Consider the following 21,647-nt stretch of genomic DNA (forward strand, 5'->3'; position numbering starts at 1 on the left):
AACCGCACGGCGGTGACCGCGTCGGCGTGGTGAGGCTGGCCTAACTTATCTGAGGCTTCCCTCACTGATACCCGCCCGTCCGGTGATTCAGCTCTCACAGACGGTGTACAGGCACGGCTTGATCACGGCGGCCAAAAACAGACCCCATGAGATGGTCAAGTGAAAGTCAAGAGTCTCGTCGGGGTGCGATCAGTGCGGCACCCGTCCCGGGGTGCGGGAACACCTCGACCGGCTGGCGGTAGACCTCGCCGAGGAGATCGGCGGTGAAGACCTCGGCCGGAGGACCGGCGGCCGCGACACGACCGGCGCACAGAATCGCCACCCGGTGCGCGTACGCCGCCGCGAGCCCCAGATCGTGCAGCACCACGACCACCGCGTCCCCGGCACGCGCCCTTTCCCGGCAGATCCGCAGCACCAACTCCTGGTGCCGCAGGTCGAGTGCGGCCGTCGGCTCGTCGAGCAGCAGCAGCGGAGCACGCTGGGCGAGCACCCGGGCCAGCGCGGCCCGCGCGCGTGCGCCACCGCTGAGCGCGGAGAACGGACGGTCCGCGAACCCCGCGACCTCCGTGGCCGCCATCGCCCCGGCGACGGCCGCGTCGTCCTCGTCGCGGCCCACGCCGGCCCAGGGCGCACGGCCCATCCGGACGACCTCCTCGACCCTGAACGGGAAGGAGAGGTCCGCCGACTGCGGCAGCACGGCCCGGCGCAGGGCGAGTTCGGCCGCCGGCCAGTCGGCCGCGGGGCGCCCGTGGATCCGTACGACGCCCGCGGCGGGACGCAGATCGGCGGCCAGAGCCCCCAGCAGGGTGGATTTTCCCGCGCCGTTGGGGCCGACCAGCGCCAGCACCTCGCCCGCGCGCGCCGAGACGTCGACACCACGCAGCACCTCGCGGGCGCCCAGCCGGACATGGAGCGCCGACGCCTCGGCGAGCACGTCGCCGGGCACGGCCGGGGGAGGGGGGACGGCGCGCGCCGTCCGCGCGAGACGTGGCACCGTACGCGGGAACCTCATGCCCAGCCTCCTTGCCTGCGGCGGGTCCTGCGCAGCAGCCAGAAGAAGAACGGGCTGCCCAGCAGGGCGGTCAGGACGCCGAGCGGGAGCTCGGCGGGCCGCGCGACGGTCCGGGCGGCGAGGTCGGCCGCGAGGAGCACGACCGCGCCGCCCAGGGCGCTGCCCGGGATCAGCAGGCGATGGCCGGGGCCCGCCACCATGCGCAGCAGGTGCGGCACGACGGCGGACTCCGCGGACCTGGTGGCGAAGGACGACGTGATCGGCGTCGACGAGGTGACGGCCACGCTCACGGACGCGGGCGCGAAGGCCTTCGGCGGCTTCTACCCGGCCGGCACCGAGCTGGACCCGGTGGACCTGGCGGTCGCCCTGAGCGAGGACGCGGACCTGCCGGACGGCGGCGACGGCGACGGCTCCGGCTCCGGCTCGGGTTCCGGCTCGGATTCGGGTGGCGGTTCCGGCACGACCACCGGCGGGGCCGGGAGCACGACCGGCGGCGCGGGCGGCGCGCTCGCCTCCACCGGATCCCGGGTGCCGGCGGTCGCCCTCGGTGCCGCCGCGGCCGTCACCGCGGTCGCCGGGGCGGGCGTGGTGCTCGCGGTGCGCAGGCGCCGCGCGGTGTGATCCGGAACCGGCGGCGGCCCGGACCCCGAGACCCGGACCCTGCGACCTCGGGGTCCAGGGCCTCGGGATCCGGGCCGCACGGTCCGGGACGCGCCCGCGGCTCGGGTGATGTTTGAATGCCGGAGTGACTGACTACGACGTGCTCCGGGTGTTCTGCGGACCCGGCGGCGGGTACGGCAACGAGCTCGGTGTCGTGCGCGACGGCTCCGTGCTGCCGGACCGCGAGGAACGGCAGGCGCTCGCGGCCAAGCTCGGGTTCAGCGAGACCGTGTTCGTCGACGACCCCGAGCGCGGGGTGATCGACATCTACACGCCGACACTGCGGCTGCCGTTCGCCGGGCATCCCTGCGTTGGCGCGGGCTGGCTGCTCGACGTGCCCGAACTGGTCACCCCCGCCGGGGCGGTGGGGGTACGGCTCGACGGCGAGTTCAGCTGGATCGAGGCACGGGCCGAGTGGGCGCCGGAGCGCACGCTGCGGCAGTACGGATCGGCCGCCGAGGTCGACGCGCTCACCGTGCCGCCGCCGGGGGAGTGGATCTACGCCTGGGCGTGGGAGGACGAGGCGGCCGGCCGCGTGCGCGCCCGCGCCTTCCCCGGCCGTGACGACGGCATCGACGAGGACGAGGCGACGGGCGCGGCGGCACTGCTGCTCACCGACCGCCTGGGACGCGCTCTCAACATCGTGCAAGGCGCGGGTTCGCAGATCCTCACGGCTCCGCAGCCGCACGGCTGGGTCGAGGTGGGCGGACGGGTCCTGCTGGAACGCTGACGGCCCGGGGCCGGGTCCCCGGGTGCCTTCCGGCTCGCCGCCGCGGACCGATCACGGTCCTGCGGCGGTCACGCCGTGAGCGGGAACTCCTCGCCGAGGGCGTGGAAGACGGCGGTGTTCAGCGCGAACGCCTGCTTGCACTCGGCGACGATGCGCTGCTTCTCCAGATCGTCGGCGGGGACCGCGTCCAGCAGTTCGCGGTAGCCGCGCTTGAAGGCGGCCGGATTGCCGATGTCCTCGAAGACGTAGAAGCGGACGCCGTCGCCCTTGCGGGCGAACCCCCAGGTCTGCTCGGCCTTGCCGCGGATGATCTGGCCGCCGGAGAGGTCGCCGAGGTAGCGGGTGTAGTGGTGGGCCACATAGCCGCCGGGCCATTCCCGTGCGCACTCCGCGACGCGGGCGGCGTAGGCCCGGGTCGCGGGCAGGGGGCTGAGCGACTCCCGCCACCCGGGGCCGCGGAGGTGGGCCAGGTCGCGCTCCAGGGCGGTGCGGCGCAGCAGCTCGGGCCGGATGAACGGGCCGGCCACCGGATCGGACGCCAGCCGGTCGGCCGCCGCCTCCAAGGCCTCGTAGACGAACCACAGTTGCTCGGTGTAGCGCGCGTAGGCCTCGACGCCGAGCCGGCCGCCCAGCAGGTCGGCCATGAACGTCGAGGTCTCCGCCTCCACATGCTGCTCGTGCGAGGCGGTGCGGATGAGTGCCGAGAAGTCCATGCGCCGAATCATCTAAGGTAAGCCTTACCTAAGTCAACAGCTTGCCGACCACCTGTCGGAAACTTTCCCGACAGTCTGTCGGTAAAAACATACCCCGACCCGGTCGAGCGGGCACGAAGAAGCCCGCCCTCCGAGGAGGGCGGGCTCGATGCTTTCCGGCGTCGATGCTTCCCGGGCTACGGCAGGGTGAGGACGTCGGCCCCGCTGTCCGTCACCACGAGCGTGTGCTCGAACTGGGCGGTACGCCTGCGGTCCTTCGTGACGACGGTCCACCCGTCGTCCCACATGTCGTACTCGTGGGTGCCGAGCGTGAGCATGGGCTCGATGGTGAAGGTCATCCCCGGCTGGATGACGGTGGTTGCGTGCGGGCTGTCGTAGTGGGGAATGATCAATCCCGAGTGGAAGGAGGAATTGATCCCGTGCCCGGTGAAGTCCCGGACGACGCCGTACCCGAACCGCTTCGCGTAGGACTCGATGACCCGGCCGATGACGTTGATCTGGCGGCCCGGCTTGACGGCCTTGATCGCGCGTTCGAGGGACTCGCGGGTCCGCTCGACCAGCAGGCGCGACTCCTCGTCGACGTCGCCGACCAGGTAGGTCGCGTTGTTGTCGCCGTGCACGCCGCCGATGTATGCCGTGACGTCGAGGTTGATGATGTCGCCGTCCCTGAGGACCGTGGAGTCCGGGATGCCGTGGCAGATGACCTCGTTGACGGAGGTGCACAGCGACTTGGGGAAGCCGCGGTAGCCGAGCGTCGACGGGTAGGCGCCGTGGTCGCACATGTACGTGTGCGCCACACGGTCCAGCTCGTCCGTCGTCACGCCCGGAGCGATGAGCTTCGCGGCCTCCGCCATCGCCTGCGCGGCGATGCGGCCGGCGACCCGCATCGCCTCGACGGTCTCCGGCGTCTGCACCTCGGGGCCCGTGTACGGCGTGGGGGCGGGCTTGCCCACGTACTCGGGACGCCGGATGTTTCCCGGGACGGGACGGGTGGGAGAGAGCTCCCCTGGTACGAGCAGCGACTGGCCAGACATGCCAGCGAGTCTAACCAGCGGGCATGGGGGACCATGTCCGTGTCGAAAGGAGCCGGTCATGGCCCTGTTCAAGAAGCGGACCGTCGGCAAGCCCGGCGAGTGGTACTACTGCCTGGAGCACAAGAAGGTCGAGGAAGGCCCCGAGTGCCCGGCCAAGAACCGCTTCGGGCCGTACGCGACCCGCGAGGAGGCGGCCCACGCGATGGAGACCGCGCGCGAGCGGAACCTCGAATGGGAAACCGACCCCAAGTGGCACGACGCGTCGGACACGGAGCAGGCCCCCGAGGACCGCTGAGCCACCCGCCGACGGGCCTGGGCCGCGTAGGGGCGAGCCGAGCTTGTCGGGCGAGGGCTTCGGGCGGTGCGGGTGGGCAAGCCCCGGCGGCGCCCCCGGGGAACGGGGCCTTGGCACCCGACGCCGGGGCGAGCGAACCGGCGGCAGCTCACCCGCGCCCGCCGACGGACCCGGGCCGTGTAGGGGCGAGCCGAGCTTGTCGGGCGAGGGTTTCGGGCGGTGCGGGTGGGAGAGGACCGGCGGTGCCCCCGGGCAACGGGGCCCTGACAACGGCCCCCGGACCAGCGGGCCCGGCAGCCGCCCCGGAGCTCAGAGCGAAGCCCCCGCTTCGACCCCCCGCACCGCCCGCATCCGCACAGCATGCTCATTCGTCCGGACGTCGTACGTCATCAGCTTCGGAAGGAACGCGGCCAGCACCACCACCGCCCCCACACAGAGCAGCCCACCGGCCCAGATCGACGTCCGCACGCCGGCCCACGCGGCCATGCCACCGGCGCGGACCTGCCCGAGCTGGGGCCCGGCGGAGTACGACAACAGCTCGATCCCGGCGAGCCGCCCGCGCAGCTCGTCCGGGATCGTCTGGTTCCAGATGGCGCCACGGAAGATCCCGCTGACCATGTCGCAGCAGCCGCCGAGCGTCAGGAAGAGCAGCACCAGCCACACGTTGTGCACGACCCCCGCCGCCGCCATGGCGAGACCCCAGCACGCCGCGGCGAGGGCGACCATCCGCCCGTGCCGGTGGACGCGGGAGGTCCACCCGCTGGTGAGGCTCACCAGCAGCGACCCGGCGGGAACCGCGGCGTACATCAGCCCCAGCGACCACTCCGCGTCCAACTCGTCCGCGAGGAACGGCAGCAGCGCCAGCGGCATCGCGAGGAACATCGCCGCGAGGTCGAGCGCGTACGTGCCGAGCAGTTCCTTGCGGCTCCAGGCGTACCGCGCGCCCTCCGCGACCGACCGCAGGGACGGCCTTGCCGCCTCGCGCGAGGCGGGCGACGCGGCCAGTCCCACGGCCAGCGCGACCGACACGGCGAAGGTCGCCAGGTCCACGGCGTACGCCCAGCCCAGCCCGGCGTAGGCGACGACGACGCCGGCGAGCGCGGGGCCCGCCACCCCGCCCACGGTCCAGCGCAGCGAATTGAGGGCGGCGGCGGCCGGCAGATGCTCGTGGGCCACGATCCGCGGCAGGAGCGAGTCGAGCGCGGGCCGCTGGACGGCGACGAGAGCGGAGGACAGCGCGGCGACGACGTACAGCGGCCACACCGCGGGGTGCGGCAGCGACGCGTTCACCAGGAGCGCGACGCACAGCAGGCCCTGCCCGGCCTCGGTACGGAGGATCAGTTTCCGTTTGTCCAGCGCGTCGGCGAGGGCGCCGCCGTACAGGCCGAACACCACCAGGGGCACGAGCTCGACGGCTCCGAGCGCGCCCACCGCCACGGCCGACCCGGTCAGGTCCTTCATCTGCACCGGCAGCGCGACGAAGGTCAGGAAGCTGCCGAAGTTGGTGATCAACCCCGCAACCCACAGCCGCCGGAAGTCGGCGGAGGTCCGCCACGGCGCGAGATCGGGCAGCAGGGAGCGGAGTCGGGAGGAAGGGGCCACAACGGGCCATGCTCGGCGGACGCGCGGAGCGGAGCAACCAATTTTCGCCGCCACCGCGGCGGCGCACAGCGCCCCCGCACCACGCCCCCGCGCGACAGCGTTCCCGTCCGTCACCGTGCGACGGCGTTCCCCGGCGCCACAATGGGGCAGCGTTCCCGTCCGTCACCGTCCGGCAGCCACGGGGAGGCCGCCCTTGCGTCGGCGAGGCCGCCGAACCGCAGAGCGGCCCCGTGCTACCACCGGTACGACGGCGGCGCCGTCAGCTGGTCCGCGAGGCGGGAAAGGCGGTCGCGGAAGCGCCGGGGCCTGCGCGGGGAGGGCAGCGCGTTCTCCCCGGCCGCCGCGCTGACCAGGTGCTGCACGGTGTCGAGGTCCAGCTCGGGGTCCGCCGGCACGGCGAGCGACTCATGGGCCAGCGCGGGCAGCTCCGGATCGTCCGCGGACAGGGCCAGCACCGTCGCCCCGGCCCTGCGCGCGCCGTGCAGCCGTTCCAGCAGCGGTGCCCCGGTCGGGCCCGGCGCCACCACGAGCAGCGTCTCCCCGCGCCGCGCCGCCTCGACGCGGCCCAGTCCCACGGCGAGGTGGGCCGGATCGGACGCGCGCGCCCCGTGTCGCACCAGGGTCGGCGACAGCTCCGGCGTCCCCGACCACGCCGCCTCGTCCACCAGGTGCGCGGCGAGGTGCCAGGGCTCGTACTCCTCGGTGCCGACCAGCAGCAGCCCGCCCCCGTGCGACACCACGGACCCTCGCAGCGCCCCGCCGAACCGCCGCGTGGCGCCCAGCCACTCGGTCCCGGCGAGCACCTCGCGCAGCAACGCGACCCGTACGGCATCCATGCGGACGATCCTGCCTCAAACGGCCACTCGTGACCCGGAGTTCACCGCGAATTCGCCCGAGTTGGGCACAGGCCCCGATCACCGGCCGCCCCCAGGAACCGCGAGGAGCCCGTCATGACCGAGCCGACCGCCGGGACACCCGCCGCACCCGCCACGACGGGTCCGGGCACCGACACCACCGAACCCGGCACGGAACCCGGCACCGGGCCGGCACAGCCCGGCACGGGAACGACGGAAGCCGGCACCGACCCCGGCACCACCCCCGGGGTCGGTGCCGACAGCGGGCCGACCACCGGGACGCCCGAACCCGACAGCGGGCCGACCACCGGGACGACCGACCCCGGCACCGACGCGGGTACCGACGTCGGCACCGACCCCACCCCCCGTACCGACTCCGCGCCGACCACCCCCTTCCGCGGCGGCCGCGAGGGTTACGCCAGCTTCCGGATCCCCGCGGTCGTCGTCACCCGTGCCGGCACCCTCCTCGCCTTCTGCGAGGGGCGGGTCGCCTCCGCGCACGACCACGGCCACATCGACATCGTGCTGAAGCGGTCCACGGACGGCGGCCGCACCTGGGGCCCGCTGCGCGCCGTCGCCAAGAACGGCGGCAACCTCGCGGGCAACCCGGCTCCCGTCGTCCTCGACACCGGCCGCGTCCTGCTCGTGCACGTCCGCAGCGCGGCCGCCGCGAGCGAGGACGCCCTGCTGCGGGGCAAGGTGAAGCCGGCCGACGGGCGGCGTGTGTGGGTGCAGCACAGCGACGACGACGGGCTCGCCTGGTCGGCGCCGAAGGAGATCACCGCGCAGGTCAAGAAGGCGGGCTGGCGCTGGTACGCCACCACGCCCGGGCACGCGATCCAGCTGACCGGCGGCCGCGTCGTCGTACCCGGCAACCACACCGTTGCGCCCACCGGTACCGACAACGGCACCGAGGCGAAGTACAACAGCGGTCACTGCCTCCTCAGCGACGACCGCGGTGAGACCTGGTACCTCGGCTACATCGACGAGAACACCAACGGCTACATCAACGTCAACGAGACGACGGCGGCCGAACTCCCCGACGGACGCGTCTACTTCAACACCCGCAACGACTCCCCGTCGCCCGGCAACCGCGCCGACGCGCACTCCCGCGACGGCGGCAGGACCCTGGAGAAGCCGTTCCGCCCGCAGGCCGGGATCGTCACGGCCGTCGTCCAGGGCAGCGTCCTCCAGCTCCGCGACCCGGACCTGCTGCTGTACTCGGGGCCCGCCGACCCCGACTTCCGCGCCCTGATGACCGTCCGCGTCTCCACCGACGGCGGCACCACCTGGCGGACCGCCCACACGGTCGACGGACTGCCCGCCGCCTACTCCGACCTCGTCCGCGTCGACGCCGCGACCGTCGGACTCCTCTACGAGACAGGCGACTTCGGCGCGTACGAGACGATCGTCTTCCGGCGCATCCCCGTGACCGCCCTCACCTGACCCGCACGGTCGCGGACCGCGCACGTAAAGTCGGCCCATGACCTCTACTGACAGTGCACAGAAGGCTCCCGCCAAGGATCCCTGGGACCTTCCCGACGTGTCCGGGCTCGTCGTCGGCGTGCTCGGCGGCACCGGGCCGCAGGGCAAGGGCCTCGCCTACCGGCTCGCCCGCGCCGGCCAGAAGGTGATCATCGGCTCGCGTGCCGAGGAGCGCGCGAGGGCCGCCGCCGACGAGATCGGCCACGGCATCGAGGGCGCCGACAACGCCGAGACCGCGCGACGCAGCGACATCGTGATCGTCGCCGTGCCCTGGGAGGGTCACGGCAAGACCCTCGAATCGCTGCGCGGGGAGCTCGCCGGCAAGCTGGTCGTCGACTGCGTCAACCCGCTCGGCTTCGACAAGAAGGGCGCCTACGCGCTCAAGCCCGAGGAGGGCAGCGCCGCCGAGCAGGCCGCCGCCCTGCTGCCGGACTCCCGGGTCACGGCCGCCTTCCACCACCTGTCCGCCGTCCTCCTGGAGGACCCGGAGATCGACGTGATCGACACCGACGTCATGGTCCTCGGCGAGGAGCGGGCGGACGTCGAGATCGTGCAGGCGCTCGCCGGCCGCATCCCCGGCATGCGCGGAGTCTTCGCCGGCCGGCTGCGCAACGCCCACCAGGTCGAGGCCCTGGTCGCCAACCTCATCTCCGTGAACCGGCGCTACAAGGCCCACGCGGGCCTGCGGGTCACGGACGTCTAGGGAGTCTTGTCCGGATCGGGCCGGACCCGGCCTGATGCGAACGGCACCCCTGGGCCGTCGGGCACCGTCGCGGTGACCGGGACGACGGCCGTCCCGGCCCCCGGGGCCCACGCGGGCCGGCGGGTGACGGCCGTGGATGTCACGTGGGGGACACTGGTGGGCAAGCAGTGTCCCCCCGACAGGAGCCGACCCCCATGCCCCGCCTCGCGCTGTACGCCCTCGCCGTCTGTGTCCTCTCCGTCGCCGCGGCCGTGGTCTCCTTCGTCCAGGGCAGCTGGCTCGGGATCGTGTGGGTGCTGCTGGCGGGTCTCACGTCCAACATGGCCTGGTACTACCTGCGGCGCGCCCGGGCCGGCCGGGCGGGCAGCGGTTCCGTCACCGGCTGACCGTGCAGTACTGGTCGACGCCTTCCCAGAAGCGGTAGAGGTTCTGGCCGCAGTAGCGCTGCACGTCGTCGATGCCCAGGCCGCCGAGGATCGAGTAGATCGCGTCGAAGAAGACCTGGTTCACCGACGGGATCCACAGCACCGCGAAGACCGCGAGCAGACCGAACGGCGCGAACGGCTCGACCTGCCGGCGGACGCCGTACGACAGCCAGGGCTCGATCACGCCGTACCCGTCCAGGCCCGGCACCGGCAGGAAGTTCAGGATCGCGGCCGTGACCTGGAGCAGCGCCAGGAACGCCAGCGCGTACTGGAAGGCCGGGGGCACGCCGTCCAGGGCGTGCAGCCAGAACGGCGCGGTGCACACCAGCGCGAACAGGACGTTCGTCAGGGGGCCCGCGGCGGAGATCAGGCTGTGCTTCCAGCGGCCCCGGATGCGGCTGCGCTCGATGAAGACCGCGCCACCCGGCAGACCGATCCCGCCCATGATCACGAAGATCACCGGCAGCACGATGCTCAGCAGCGCGTGCGTGTACTTCAGCGGGTTCAGCGTCAGATAGCCCTTGGCGCCGATCGAGATGTCGCCGCTGTGCAGGGCGGTGCGCGCGTGCGCGTACTCGTGCAGGCACAGGGAGACGATCCAGCCGGACGTGACGAAGAGGAACACGGCCACGCCGGGCTCCTCGGCGAAGCCGGTCCAGGCCGCCCACCCGGTCACCGCCATGACGGCCACGATGCCGAGGAAGACGGGGCTGATCCTCCGCTCACTGCGGCGGGACGCGACGGCGGTCATGGGGCTCCCTGGACTGTCGGGACGGGTACGCATGTGCTTCGGGACTGCCCGACCGTACCGGGCTCAGGCGGAAAACGTCTCGCGACAGGGCATTGGTTCCGGGGAGGGTGGGGGCATGGCGCGATGGTGGGTGTTCTACGCGGACTGGCAGATGGAGTGCTGCGGCACACCCTTCTCGGTGGGCGACGAGGTGAGCTGGCCGCTGCTGCTCCTGTCCTCCGACGAGGTGCTGGGCGGCGGCTGGTACGAGGAGCTGAGCAAGCTGTCGGGGCCCGTCGAGACCGTACGGGACCATGACGGGGACGGCGGCGAGGACGGGGACGGGGGCGTGGTCGCCACGCTGCGTGGCGACGACGGGCTCACGGCCGCGCTGAGCGGCGAACCCCCGGACGAGCCCGGGCAGTGGATCAGGGCGGTCGGCATGCTCACCGTCGAGCGCCACGGCGGGCTGTGGCCCGAGACCGCCGGCACGGTCCGGGCGATCCGTGTGGTGCGTCAGGAGTTCGCCGCGACGGACCCCGGCTCGCGCACCCTGGAGCCGGTGCCGCAGTCGCGCTCGCTGGAGACCGCCGACAGCAGCCCGAAGTGGTTCGGCGAGGGCCGCTGCGGTGTCCTGGCCGAACTCGAGGTGCCGGACCTTCCTACCTGAGACCACCGGAGACAATGGACCCCGTGCGCTACCGCATCCTCGGCACCACGCAGGCACTCCGCCCCGACGGCACGCCCGTCCCGGTCGGCGGGGCGCGGCTGCGTGCCCTGCTGACCGTGCTCGCGCTGCAGCCCGGCCGGACCGTGACCCCGGCCGTCCTGGTCGACGAGGTGTGGGACGGCGATCTGCCCGCGGACGCGCCCGGCGCGCTGCAGGCGCTGGTCGGGCGGCTGCGCCGGGCGCTGGGACCGGACGCGGTGGAGTCGGCGGACGGCGGGTACCGGCTCGCGGCGGTGGCCGACGACGTGGACCTGTACCGGTTCGAGCGGCTCGCGGGGGAGGGCACCCGCGCGCTCGCCGACGGCGATCCCGCGAAGGCCGCGACGGCCCTGGACGACGCCCTCGCCCTGTGGCAGGGGCCCGCGCTCGCCGACCTCCCGGACCGCGCCGCGGAGGCGGCCCGCTGGGAGACGCGCCGGCTCGACGTGCGGCGCGCCCGGATCGGCGCGGCGCTCGCCCTCGGCCACGCCGAGCAGGTCCTGCCCGAGCTGACCGCGCTGTGCGACGGCCACCCCCTCGACGAACCCCTGCACGCCCTGCGGCTGCGCGCCCTGCGCGCCGCGGGCCGTCCCGCGGAGGCCCTCGCCGCCTACGAGTCCGTACGCCGGCTCCTCGCCGAGCGCCTGGGCTCGGACCCCGGTCCGGAACTGCGCGCCCTGCACCGGGAACTCCTCGACGCACCGCGGCCCGCCCCGTCCCACGACGGCGCGTACCCGCCCCTCGGCGGGAACGAGCGCCCCGGCACCCCGCCGCCCGCACCCCGGCGCCCGGACGGTGGCGGCACCCGGTACGGGACGGCGGCCGGGCACCCGGCCGCTGCCGCGAGCACCGACGGCGCGCCGGCCCGGCACATGGACGGGACCGCGGCCCGGCCCGCGCACGGCGCCGACGGGTCGCACGGCGCCGACGGGCCGTACGGTGCCGCGTCCCGGTACGTGGGCCGGGCCGCCGGTCACCACGGCACGGACGCCGGGGCCGTACGGCACGGCGACCGGACCGCCGCCGCGGGCACGGCCCCGCCCGCGACGGACACCCCCGCCGAGTCCTACGACGGCGCGCCGCAGGGCGTGCTCCCGATACCCGATGGCGTGGCCCTCGCCCCCGGCAGCGCGTCCGGCGGTGCCGGTCCCGCAACTCCCGCCGACGGCGAGACCGCCCGCACCCCCGGCTCCACCGTCCTCTCCCGGCCCGCACACCCGGCCACCGGCAACCTGCGGGCCCGGCTCACCTCCTTCGTGGGGCGGGAGGCGGACATCGACGCCATCCGCGGAGACCTGGCGGCGGCCCGGCTCGTGACGCTGCTCGGTCCCGGCGGGGCCGGGAAGACCCGGCTGTCCCAGGAGGCGGCGGAGTCCGTGGCGTACGCGGCCCGCGACGGGGTGTGGCTGGCCGAGCTCGCGCCGGTCGACGACCCGGAGGCGGTGCCCGAGGCCGTGCTCACCGCGGTCGGCGCCCGCGAGACCGTGCTGCGCGGTGCCGGCGCCGAGGAGATGCGCGCCGTGGCCGACCGGCACGACGACCCGCTCACCCGGCTCGCCGAGCACTGCGCCAAGCGCCGCATGCTGCTCGTCCTCGACAACTGCGAGCACGTCGTGGACGCCGCCGCGCACCTCGTCGAGGAACTCCTAGAACGCTGCCCCGGACTGACGGTGCTGGCGACCAGCCGTGAACCCCTCGGCGTACCGGGGGAGTTGCTGCGCCCCGTGGAACCGCTGCCGGAGCCCGTCGCGCTGCGGCTGCTGGCCGACCGCGGGGCCGCCGCCCGCCCCGGCTTCCGTGTCGAGGACGACGCCGAGGCCGCCGCCGAGATCTGCCGTCGCCTCGACGGTCTGCCGCTCGCGATCGAACTCGCCGCCGCCCGGCTGCGGATGCTCACCCCGCGGCAGATCGCCGACCGGCTGGACGACCGGTTCCGGCTGCTCACCTCCGGCAGCCGCACCGTGCTGCCGCGCCAGCAGACGCTGCGGGCCGTCGTCGACTGGTCCTGGGACCTCCTCGACGCGGACGAACGGGACGTGCTGCGGCGGCTGTCGGTGTTCTCGGGCGGCTGCGACCTCGCCGCCGCGGAGGCCGTCTGCGGCCCCGCCGCGCTGGAGGCGCTCGGCTCGCTCGTCGACAAGTCCCTCGTCGTCGCGGCGCCCACCGCGGAGGGGGAGGGCGCCGACGGGGAGATGCGCTACCGGCTCCTGGAGACGGTCGCCGAGTACGCGGGCGAGCGGCTCGACGAGTGCGGCGACCGCGCCGTCGCCGAACGCGCCCACCTCACCCACTACCGCGAACTCGCCCGTACCACCGACCCGGAGCTGCGCGGCCCCCGCCAGGCGACGGCGATCGCGACCCTGGAACGCGAGTACGAGAACCTCCGCTCCGCCCTGCGGCACGCCGTCGCCGAGCGCGACGAACAGGAGGCGATCTGCCTCGTCCTGTCGCTGAGCTGGTACTGGCAGATCCGCGACCAGCGCATCGAGGCCCGCACCTGGTCCCGCGAGGTCATGGCCCTCGGCCCGGACCCGTTCGCGCCGCCGCCGCGCCCCGCCGAGCCGCTGCACGAGCGCTGCATCGACGACCCGCCGCCGATGCGCCCGGATGTCCTCACCGAGGCCCGGCGTGGAGTGCATCTCGTCCATCTCGCCTGCATGGACATGGACATGGAGGCCTGGCAGACCCCTGAGGCCCAGACGAAACTGCACGTCATCAGCGAGACCTACCGTCCGGGCCTCCCGCAGACCTGCCGCAGCCCCGGCAACCTGTGGTTCTACGCCGTCCTGCTGACCGGCGACCTCGACCGGATGCGCGAGGTCGTCGAGGTGACGGTCGCCACCTGCCGCGAGCTCGGCTTCGAGTGGGAGCTCGCGGTCGCCCTCCAGATGCGGGCCAACGTCCTCGCCAACCGGGCCGACCTGGCGGGCGACGCCACCCGCGACGCGGACGAGGCACTGGAGATCTTCGCCGCGATCGGTGACGCCTGGGGTGCCGCCGAGGCGTTGTCCGCGCGCGGCGAGGCGCACGAACGCAAGGGCGACTACGCGGCCGCCGCCGCGGACTACACGGAGGCGAGCGGGTACGCCGAACGGCTGGGCGCGCACGCCCAGATGGCGGTGCTCAGCGTCCGGCTCGGCGGTGTGTACGTCGAGCTGGGGGAGCACGAGCGGGGCGAGCGGATGCTGCGCGACGCCCTCACCGAGGGCCACGGCGCCCTCAACGAGGCGATGCCGGCGGCCCGGCTCTTCCTCGCCATGTGGCTGGGCCGGACCGGCCGGATCGCCGAGGCGCGTGAGCAGATGCGGCGGCTGCGCGAGGACTTCGCCGCCGCCACCTTCGTGGTCTTCGAGGGTTTCGTGCTCGGCGTGGAGGGCTGGCTGGACGCGGTCGAAGGGCAGTACGAGACCGCCCTGGCCAAGGTCCGCAGGGCGCTGTCCCGGTCCATGGACCCCCTGACGCAGATGATCGCGCCGCACATGACCTCGGCGCAGCTGACCACCGCCGCCATCGCCCTGACCGGTCTGGACGGCGGCAGCCGTGTCCGCGACGCGGCCCGGCTCCTCGGTGCCGCCGACCACCTGCTGCCGCCGGGCCACTTCACCGGCCCGATGGAGGACCAGGTGCGCGCGCAGGCCGAGGCCGGCGTGCGCACCGTGCTCGACGACGCGGCGTACGAGGCCGCGTACGCCGAGGGCGGCGGGCTCTCCGCGCAGGAGGCCGCCGCCCTCGTCTGAGGCGAACCGGTGGGTCCGCAAGGTCAGTTCTTGGTGCGGAACTTGTGGATCGCGATCGGCGCCATGACCAGCGTCAGCCCCGCCGTCCAGCCGAGGGTCACCCACAGGTCGTGCGTGACCGGGCCGCCCACCATCAGGCCGCGCGCGGCGTCCGCGAGCGAGGACAGCGGGTTGTAGTCGGTGAAGTTCTGGAGCCAGCCGGGCATGGTCCCGGTCGGCGAGAAGATCGACGAACCGAACTGGAGGGGCATCAGGACCAGGAAGCCCATCGCCTGCACGGACTGGGCGCTCTTCATCGTCACACCGAGGACCAGGAAGATCCACATCAGGGCCGAGCCGAAGAGGGTGGCGAGTCCCACGGCCGCGAACAGACCCGGCCAGTTCTCGATGTCGAAGCCGACCAGCACGCCGACGACCATGAGGATCGTCGTCGCGACGAGCATCCTCATCAGCTCCACCACGATCTTGGCGAAGAGCACCGAACCCTGGCCGATCGGCAGCGTGCGGAAGCGGTCCATGACACCGCTCTGGAAGTCCTGGTTGAAGCCGGTGCCGACGGCCGTGGCGATGTTCATGCCCATCATGGCCATCAGGCCGGGCACCACGTACTGCACGTACTCCTGCTGTCCGCCGCCGAGCGACTGGCCGATGGAACCGCCGAAGACGTACACGAACAGCAGGGTGAAGACGACCGGCATCAGGACGGCGTCGAACATCGACTCCGGGTCCTGGCGGATCCACAGCAGGTTGCGGCGGACCAGGGCGCCGATGTGACGGGCGTGCGCGCGAGGGGAGATACGGGAGTCCCCCTGTGCGGCGCCGGGCGCCGCGGCGACGGAGGGCAGGTCGTCGACGGAGCCGTCCCTGTCGAGTGTGGTGGTGGGCGACGGGCTGGCGCTCATACGGCGACCTCCTCGGGAGCGGGGGCGGGGACCTCGTCCTGCGGGGCGGAGGCCTTGTGGCCGGTGAGGGACAGGAACACCTCGTCCAGGCTGGGCAGTTCGGTGGAGATGGAGCCGATGGTGATGCCGCGCGCGGTGACCGCGCCGACCACGGCGGTGAGCTGCTCGTCGCTGAGGACCGGCACGAGCACGCTGCCGGTCTCGGCGTCCACGGTCGTCGTGGCCAGGCCGGTGAGGCCCAGCTCGTCGAACATCGAGGCCAGCGGGCGCAGTTCGAGCGGGTCCACCGGGCGGACGCGCAGTGTGCGGCCGCCGACACGGGCCTTCAGCTCGTCGATCCGGCCGTTCGCGATGACCTTGCCGCGGTCGATGACCGTCAGCTCGGAGGCCAGCTGTTCGGCCTCCTCCATGTACTGGGTGGTGAGCAGCACGGTGGCGCCGTCGGCGACCATGCGCTTGACCTCGTGCCACACCTCGTTGCGGGTGCGCGGGTCGAGGCCCGTGGTCGGCTCGTCCAGGTACAGGACGGCCGGGTTGCCGATCATGGAGGCGGCGAGGTCGAGTCGGCGGCGCATTCCGCCGGAGTACGTGGAGGCCGGGCGCCGGGCCGCCTCGGTGAGCGAGAAGCGCTCCAGGAGCTCGTCGGCGCGGCGGCGGGCGGTCTTGCGGGGCAGGTCGAGCAGCCGGCCGATCATGTAGAGGTTCTCCCAGCCCGGGAGCTTCTCGTCGACCGAGGCGTACTGGCCGGTGAGGCCTATCACGCGGCGCAGCTGGCGGGGCTGGCGCAGCACGTCGTAACCGGCGACGGTGGCGTGCCCGGAGTCGGGGGTGATGAGGGTGGACAGGCAGCGGACGAGGGTGGTCTTGCCGGCGCCGTTGGGACCCAGTACCCCGAGGACGGTGCCCTCGTGCACGTCCAGGTCCACACCGTCCAGCGCCTTGGTCTCGCCGTAGTGCTTGACCAGCCCCCGTACGGTGACGGCGCTTCCGGCGCCGGCGCCCTCTCGGGGGTTCTTGTCGATTCGCGTCATGCCGACCAAGGTGTCAGCCGCCACCGACAACCGGCCGACAGTCCACCGACAGCCCGTCGGCGCCGTCCGCCGCACACCGACAGACCGCCGACAGCGCACAACCTCCCGCCGGGTCAGGCGGCGAAGGAGATGGTTCACGTGTCCGCTAGGCACCGCCGTCAAGCGCGTCGCCGTCCGGTCGGCGACGGTTCCTCGGCGCGGCGCACGTGCGAAAAGGCGGCGACCCGTCGACGGGGGAAGATCGACGGGTCGCCTCGGTGCCGCAGTGGCTCTGGGTCCTAGTGGACGGAGTGCTCCTCCAGCGGGAACGTCCCGCCGACCACGTCGTCGGCGAACGCCTTCGCCGCGTCGCCCATGACCTGGCGCAGGTCGGCGTACTTCTTGACGAACTTCGGCACCCGGCCGCCGGTCAGACCGAGCATGTCGGTCCAGACGAGGACCTGCGCGTCGGTCTCCGGACCGGCGCCGATGCCGACGGTCGGGATGTGCAGCGTGCGCGTGACCTCGGCGGCCAGTTCCGCCGGGACCAGCTCCAGGACGACGGCGAACGCGCCGGCGTCCTGCACCGCCTTGGCGTCCCGCAGCAGCTGGTGCGCGGCCTCGTCGCCGCGGCCCTGTACGCGGTAGCCCATCGCGTTCACGGACTGCGGGGTCAGGCCGATGTGCGCCATGACCGGGATGCCGGACTCCACGAGCAGCTCGATCTGGCGGTGCGAGCGCTCGCCGCCCTCCAGCTTCACCGCGCCGACCCCGGCCTCCTTGACGAGGCGGGTCGCCGAGCGCAGGGCCTGCACGGGGCCCTCCTGGTAGGAGCCGAAGGGCAGATCGCCGACGATCAGGGCGCGCGAGGTGCCCCGGACCACCGCGGCGGACAGCATCGTCATCTCGTCCATCGTGACGGGCACGGTCGTCTCGTACCCCAGGTGGCAGTTGCCCGCCGAGTCGCCGACGAGCATCACCGGGATGCCGGCCTCGTCGAAGACCGACGCGGTCATCGCGTCGTAGGCGGTGAGCATGGGCCACTTCTCGCCGCGCTCCTTGGCGGCGGTGATGTCGCGCACCGTGATACGGCGGGTGCTCTTGCCTCCGTAGAGCGCCTTGCTGCTGTCGGTGCGCTTGAGGGCGCCCTCCGCAGACTGCTCCTGGGCAGCCGAAAGCTGCGTCATCGCAACGGCTCCTTCTGTCATCTCGAGGCGCCCTGACGGCGTCCCCGGACCGCCTCCATGGTGGCACTTCGTGCCACGCGCGGCTAGACCGGGCCGGGCGATGTACGTCTCGTCCAAGCGGGCGGTCTCCGCGCGCCACGGCCCCCGCCTCCGTCCCGCGACCTAGGTCCCTTCGTAAGGTCTCCGTAAAGCATTTCCGATACGAGACGGTGCCGTATCGGAAGTCGCCTAGGGTGGTCGCCATGACGACCTCCGCTCCTCCTGCCGAACGACGTGTGCCCGAGGCGGTGCACCGGCGCCGCTGGGCGATCCTCGGCGTGCTCATGCTCAGCCTGCTGATCGTGGTGCTCGACAACTCCATCCTCAACGTCGCGATCAAGACGATCTCGACACCGGCGCCCACCGGACTCGGCGCCACGCAGAGCGAGCTGGAGTGGGCCATCAACGCCTACACGCTCGTCTTCGCCGGACTTCTGTTCACCGCCGGTCTCCTCGGCGACCGGCTCGGCCGCAAGAAGATGCTGCTCGCCGGTCTCGCCGTGTTCGGCATCGGATCCGCGCTCGCCGCGGAGTCCGGCTCGCCGGTCCAGCTCATCGTGTTCCGCGCGGTGATGGGTCTCGGGGCCGCCTTCGTGATGCCCGCCACCCTCGCCGTCCTGATGAACGTCTTCGAGCGCGACGAGCAGCCCAAGGCCATCGGCATCTGGGCCGGCGGCGTCGGTCTCGCCATCGCGATCGGCCCGATCACCGGCGGTGTCCTGCTGGACCACTTCTGGTGGGGCTCGGTCTTCCTGATCAACGTGCCGATCGTGGCGCTCGCGCTCGTCCTGATGTTCTGGCTGGTCCCCGACTCCCGTGACCCGAACCCGGGCCGCCTCGACCCGGTCGGCGTCGTCCTCTCCGTCATCGGGCTCGTCCTGCTGGTCTACGGCATCATCAAGGGCGGCCAGCTCGCCGACTTCACCGACGGCACCGTCCTCGCGACCATCGCCGCCGGACTCGCCGTCCTCGCCTTCTTCGTCGTGTACGAGAAGCGCAGCGACCACCCGTCGATCGACGTCACGTACTTCCAGAACAAGGTCTTCTCGGCCGCGATCGCGGCCATCGCGCTGGTCTTCTTCGCGCTGATGGGCGTGACCTTCTTCTCCGTCTTCTACACACAGAGCGTGCGCGGCTACTCGCCGCTGCAGACCGGTCTGCTGATGCTGCCGCTCGCCGCGGCCCAGATCATCTTCGCGCCGCGCGCCCGCCTCGTCGTCGACCGCATCGGCAACAAGGCCACCTGCACGGCGGGCCTGCTGATCATCGCCGCGATGCTCGCCGCGTTCGCCGTCCTGGACACGGACACCCCCATCTGGCTCCTGGAGGTCATCTTCTTCCTCATGGGCACCGGAATGGCGCACATCATGACGCCCACCAGCGTCGTGATAATGCAGGCCCTGCCGCGCGAGAAGGCGGGTTCGGCGTCCGCGCTCAGCAACACCTTCCGCCAGGTCGGCGGCGCCCTGGGCATCGCCGTCCTCGGCTCCGTGCTCTCCACGTCCTACCGCACCGGCATCGAGGACAAGCTCTCCCTCGTCCCGGCCGGCCTGCGGCACACCGCCGGAGAGTCCATCGAGGCGACCCTCGGAGTCGCGGACCGGCTGGGCCCGCAGGGCAAGGCCCTCGTCACCCCCGCCAACGACGCCTTCCTGCACGCCATGCACGTCACCGCGCTGTGCGGCGCGGGCGTGGCGATCATCGGCGCGCTCGTCGTCGCCGTGTTCCTGCCGGGACGCTCGGCCGAGGAGCGGGCGGGCGAGGAGGAGGCCGAGCTGGTGACGGCCGACCACTGACGCGCCGTCGCACCGATTCGTGGGCATCCTGGCACCGGGTGCCCGCGAATCGCGTGCACCGGGGAGAATGGGACCAGGTCAACGAAGGGAACGGAGTTCGACGTGAGCCTCGCGCACAGCCGACCCAGGCACGGGGGGCCCACCCGGGGACGTCCCCGAAGCGAGGCCGTGGAGCGCGCCATCCTGGAGGGTGTCATGAAACTCCTGGAGGACGGTGTGCCGCTCGGCGAGCTCTCCATCGAGCGCATCGCGCGTACGGCGGGCGTCGGCAAGGCGACCATCTACCGGCGTTGGAGCGGCAAGGAGGAGCTCTTCGTCGACGTCCTGCGCGCCGCCGAACCCCCCGATCCCGACCTTCCCGGCACCTCGATGCGCGACGACCTGATCGTGCTGCTCGAGTCGCTGCGCCAACGCGGCCTGCTCAACCGCTCGTCGGCGATCCTGCACAACGTCCACGCGCAGATGAAGAGCAGCCCGAAACTCTGGGCCGCCTACGACGCGACCGTCATAGCGCCGCGGCGCCAGCTGGGTTACGAGGTGCTGCGCCGCGGCCAGCGCAACGGCGAACTGCGCACGGACCTCGACATCGAGTTGCTCAACGACCTGTTCGTCGGCCCCATGCTCGTGCGGGCCGTGATGCGCCCGGATACGGAACTCCCCGAGGACCTCGCGGAGCGGATCGTCGACACGCTGCTGGAGGGGCTGCGCCCCGACCGGCCGTAGTCCGCATCGTTTCTGACGGGCCGGTTCCTGACGGGTCGAATGTGCGCGTTTCGTCACAGAGGACGCGATCCGCGTCCCCATCCGGAACTCCGGACGCGAAGTTGTACGTCCCCTTGCCCGTACGGCCGCCCCCGGGCGGCAGGAACGACGCCGATCATCCCCTAGGGTCGTAGCCGAGGGGCAGACGGTGCGCGCGGCAGTTTGTGAGGCGACGGTATGGCGCAGGCGTATATGACGGAGACGGGAAGCGGCGGCCAGGGGCCGGACCGCAGAGGGTCCCGGCTTCGGCGCCTGCTCGACGGCTGGCGCGGCGACCGGGGCATCTGGCGCCGCGGCATCATCCTCGCCGCTTGCGCGGTGTTCCTCGCCCTGGTGATGCTGCTGCACGCGCAGATCCCCAACCGCATCGGCAACCTCGGCAGCCTCACAGAGACGTTCCTGCCGTGGCTCGGCGTGTTCGTCCCGGTCCTGCTGGTCCTCGGCCTGGTACGGAAGTCCGTCACCGCCCTGATCGCCGTGCTGCTGCCCGCGATCGTCTGGCTGAACCTGTTCGGCGGACTGCTCACCGACAAGACCGGCACCGGCGGCGACCTCACGGTCGCCACCCACAACGTCAACGCGGAGAATCCGGACCCGTCCGGCACCGCCCGCGACGTGGCCTCCTCCGGCGCCGACGTGCTGGCCCTGGAGGAACTGACCGCCTCCGCGGTCCCGGTCTACGAGAAGGCGCTCGCGTCGACGTACAAGTACCACTCCGTGCAGGGCACCGTCGGACTGTGGAGCAAGTACCCGCTGACCGGCTCCCGGCCCGTCGACATCAAGCTGGGCTGGACGCGCGCGATGCGGGCGACGGTGGACGCGCCGGCCGGGCAGGTCGCCGTGTACGTCGCCCACCTGCCCTCGGTGCGGGTGAAGATGGAGGCGGGGTTCACCGCACGCCAGCGCGACAAGAGCGCCGACGCGCTGGGCGAGGCCATCGCCGACGAGCGTCTGACGCGGGTCGTCCTGCTCGGCGACCTCAACGGCACGATGAACGACCGCGCCCTGAACGCCGTCACCGCGCAGATGCGCTCCACCCAGGGCGCGGCGGGCAGCGGCTTCGGGTTCAGCTGGCCGGCGTCGTTCCCGATGGCCCGCATCGACCAGATCATGGTCAAGGGCGTCGAGCCGGTGACCTCCTGGACCCTGCCCGAGACCGGCAGCGACCACCTGCCGATCGCCGCTCGCGTCAAGATCGACGAATCGGCGTCGTAGCCGCGGGAATACTGGGCCTGAGCTATTTTGTTCCGTAGCTGAACTTA

General features: G+C 72.8%; 20 protein-coding genes and 1 pseudogene. 11 read left to right on the forward strand and 10 right to left on the reverse strand.

The genetic code is table 11. The annotated features are described in order from the left end of the window. Positions 1-166: 166 nt before the first annotated feature. Together ABEB03_RS07410 and ABEB03_RS07415 are read right to left on the reverse strand one after the other, a co-directional pair. Entirely contained in the window at positions 167-1,012 is an 846-nt protein-coding gene (locus ABEB03_RS07410) for a heme ABC transporter ATP-binding protein (RefSeq protein ID WP_345643114.1), read from the reverse strand. Continuing rightward, a pseudogene (locus ABEB03_RS07415) lies at positions 1,009-1,233 on the reverse strand (iron chelate uptake ABC transporter family permease subunit); the annotation flags it as partial. The pseudogene ABEB03_RS07415 and the gene ABEB03_RS07410, both read right to left, overlap by 4 nt. Between ABEB03_RS07415 and ABEB03_RS07420 the strand changes: the two are divergent. Continuing rightward, a complete protein-coding gene (locus ABEB03_RS07420) occupies positions 1,211-1,633 on the forward strand; it encodes an HtaA domain-containing protein (RefSeq protein WP_345643117.1) in 423 nt (140 codons plus the stop codon). The pseudogene ABEB03_RS07415 and the gene ABEB03_RS07420 overlap by 23 nt on opposite strands. Positions 1,634-1,757: 124 nt before the next feature. Continuing rightward, positions 1,758-2,402, forward strand: a complete 645-nt coding sequence (locus ABEB03_RS07425) for a PhzF family phenazine biosynthesis protein (protein ID WP_345643120.1) — start codon at positions 1,758-1,760, stop codon at positions 2,400-2,402. 68 nt (positions 2,403-2,470) lie between these two features. Here ABEB03_RS07425 and ABEB03_RS07430 read toward each other — a convergent pair whose 3' ends face one another. Both ABEB03_RS07430 and map read right to left on the reverse strand, forming a co-directional pair. Continuing rightward, positions 2,471-3,115, reverse strand: coding sequence for a biliverdin-producing heme oxygenase (locus ABEB03_RS07430; protein WP_345643123.1), 645 nt, complete (start codon positions 3,113-3,115; stop codon positions 2,471-2,473). 176 nt (positions 3,116-3,291) lie between these two features. Further along, positions 3,292-4,149 (reverse strand): type I methionyl aminopeptidase, encoded by an 858-nt coding sequence (gene map / locus ABEB03_RS07435; protein WP_345643125.1) that lies wholly within the window; start codon positions 4,147-4,149, stop codon positions 3,292-3,294. 58 nt (positions 4,150-4,207) lie between these two features. Here map and ABEB03_RS07440 point away from each other — a divergent pair, with 58 nt between their 5' ends. After that, complete coding sequence (locus ABEB03_RS07440; protein ID WP_095933908.1) at positions 4,208-4,444, forward strand: hypothetical protein; 237 nt, start codon at positions 4,208-4,210, stop codon at positions 4,442-4,444. Positions 4,445-4,753: 309 nt separating this feature from the next. Here ABEB03_RS07440 and ABEB03_RS07445 read toward each other — a convergent pair whose 3' ends face one another. Together ABEB03_RS07445 and ABEB03_RS07450 are read right to left on the reverse strand one after the other, a co-directional pair. Continuing rightward, positions 4,754-6,046, reverse strand: coding sequence for an MFS transporter (locus ABEB03_RS07445; RefSeq protein ID WP_345643129.1), 1,293 nt, complete (start codon positions 6,044-6,046; stop codon positions 4,754-4,756). A 233-nt stretch (positions 6,047-6,279) separates the two neighbouring features. Next, on the reverse strand, positions 6,280-6,882 hold the full coding sequence (locus ABEB03_RS07450) for a hypothetical protein (RefSeq protein WP_345643132.1): 603 nt from the start codon (positions 6,880-6,882) through the stop codon (positions 6,280-6,282). A gap of 447 nt (positions 6,883-7,329) precedes the next feature. Between ABEB03_RS07450 and ABEB03_RS07455 the strand changes: the two genes are divergently transcribed. The 3 genes from ABEB03_RS07455 to ABEB03_RS07465 all read left to right on the forward strand — a co-directional run bounded on the left by ABEB03_RS07455 (position 7,330) and on the right by ABEB03_RS07465 (position 9,474). Further along, positions 7,330-8,346, forward strand: coding sequence for a sialidase family protein (locus tag ABEB03_RS07455; RefSeq protein ID WP_345644156.1), 1,017 nt, complete (start codon positions 7,330-7,332; stop codon positions 8,344-8,346). 37 nt (positions 8,347-8,383) lie between these two features. Then, positions 8,384-9,088, forward strand: coding sequence for an NADPH-dependent F420 reductase (npdG, locus tag ABEB03_RS07460; protein WP_345643134.1), 705 nt, complete (start codon positions 8,384-8,386; stop codon positions 9,086-9,088). Positions 9,089-9,231: 143 nt separating this feature from the next. Beyond that, entirely contained in the window at positions 9,232-9,474 is a 243-nt protein-coding gene (locus ABEB03_RS07465; protein WP_345643137.1) for a hypothetical protein, read from the forward strand. Here ABEB03_RS07465 and ABEB03_RS07470 read toward each other — a convergent pair. Beyond that, positions 9,464-10,264 (reverse strand): site-2 protease family protein, encoded by an 801-nt coding sequence (locus ABEB03_RS07470; RefSeq protein WP_345643140.1) that lies wholly within the window; start codon positions 10,262-10,264, stop codon positions 9,464-9,466. The two genes, ABEB03_RS07465 and ABEB03_RS07470, sit on opposite strands and share 11 nt — an antisense overlap. Before the next feature lie 115 nt (positions 10,265-10,379). Between ABEB03_RS07470 and ABEB03_RS07475 the strand changes: the two genes are divergently transcribed. Together ABEB03_RS07475 and ABEB03_RS07480 are read left to right on the forward strand one after the other, a co-directional pair. Continuing rightward, positions 10,380-10,913: a DUF6578 domain-containing protein gene (locus ABEB03_RS07475; protein WP_345643142.1), complete on the forward strand. Its 534-nt coding sequence runs from the start codon at positions 10,380-10,382 to the stop codon at positions 10,911-10,913. Positions 10,914-10,927: 14 nt separating this feature from the next. Then, the gene (locus ABEB03_RS07480) at positions 10,928-14,689 is read left to right on the forward strand and encodes an AfsR/SARP family transcriptional regulator (RefSeq protein ID WP_345643144.1); all 3,762 of its coding nucleotides are present in this window, start codon (positions 10,928-10,930) and stop codon (positions 14,687-14,689) included. 23 nt (positions 14,690-14,712) lie between these two features. On the opposite strand, the gene ABEB03_RS07485 is transcribed toward ABEB03_RS07480, so the two are convergent. The 3 genes from ABEB03_RS07485 to panB form a co-directional block, all read right to left on the reverse strand. Then, positions 14,713-15,591: an ABC transporter permease gene (locus tag ABEB03_RS07485; protein WP_345643146.1), complete on the reverse strand. Its 879-nt coding sequence runs from the start codon at positions 15,589-15,591 to the stop codon at positions 14,713-14,715. After that, complete coding sequence (locus ABEB03_RS07490) at positions 15,588-16,622, reverse strand: ATP-binding cassette domain-containing protein (RefSeq protein WP_345643149.1); 1,035 nt, start codon at positions 16,620-16,622, stop codon at positions 15,588-15,590. Before ABEB03_RS07490 ends, ABEB03_RS07485 begins: the two co-directional genes overlap by 4 nt. A 278-nt stretch (positions 16,623-16,900) precedes the next feature. Next, positions 16,901-17,788, reverse strand: coding sequence for a 3-methyl-2-oxobutanoate hydroxymethyltransferase (panB, locus tag ABEB03_RS07495; protein ID WP_345643152.1), 888 nt, complete (start codon positions 17,786-17,788; stop codon positions 16,901-16,903). Positions 17,789-18,030: 242 nt separating this feature from the next. Between panB and ABEB03_RS07500 the strand changes: the two genes are divergently transcribed. The 3 genes from ABEB03_RS07500 (at position 18,031) to ABEB03_RS07510 (ending at position 21,600) form a co-directional block, all read left to right on the forward strand. Beyond that, a complete protein-coding gene (locus ABEB03_RS07500) occupies positions 18,031-19,623 on the forward strand; it encodes an MFS transporter (protein ID WP_345643154.1) in 1,593 nt (530 codons plus the stop codon). A gap of 102 nt (positions 19,624-19,725) precedes the next feature. After that, positions 19,726-20,346, forward strand: coding sequence for a TetR/AcrR family transcriptional regulator (locus ABEB03_RS07505; RefSeq protein WP_345643156.1), 621 nt, complete (start codon positions 19,726-19,728; stop codon positions 20,344-20,346). Between the two features lie 216 nt (positions 20,347-20,562). Continuing rightward, positions 20,563-21,600 carry an endonuclease/exonuclease/phosphatase family protein gene (locus tag ABEB03_RS07510; protein WP_345643161.1) on the forward strand — a complete coding sequence of 346 codons (1,038 nt, stop codon included), beginning with the start codon at positions 20,563-20,565 and terminating at the stop codon, positions 21,598-21,600. Positions 21,601-21,647 lie beyond the last annotated feature (47 nt).

It is taken from the genome of Streptomyces siamensis, assembly GCF_039543605.1.
Taxonomy (GTDB): Bacteria; Actinomycetota; Actinomycetes; order Streptomycetales; family Streptomycetaceae; genus Streptomyces; species Streptomyces siamensis.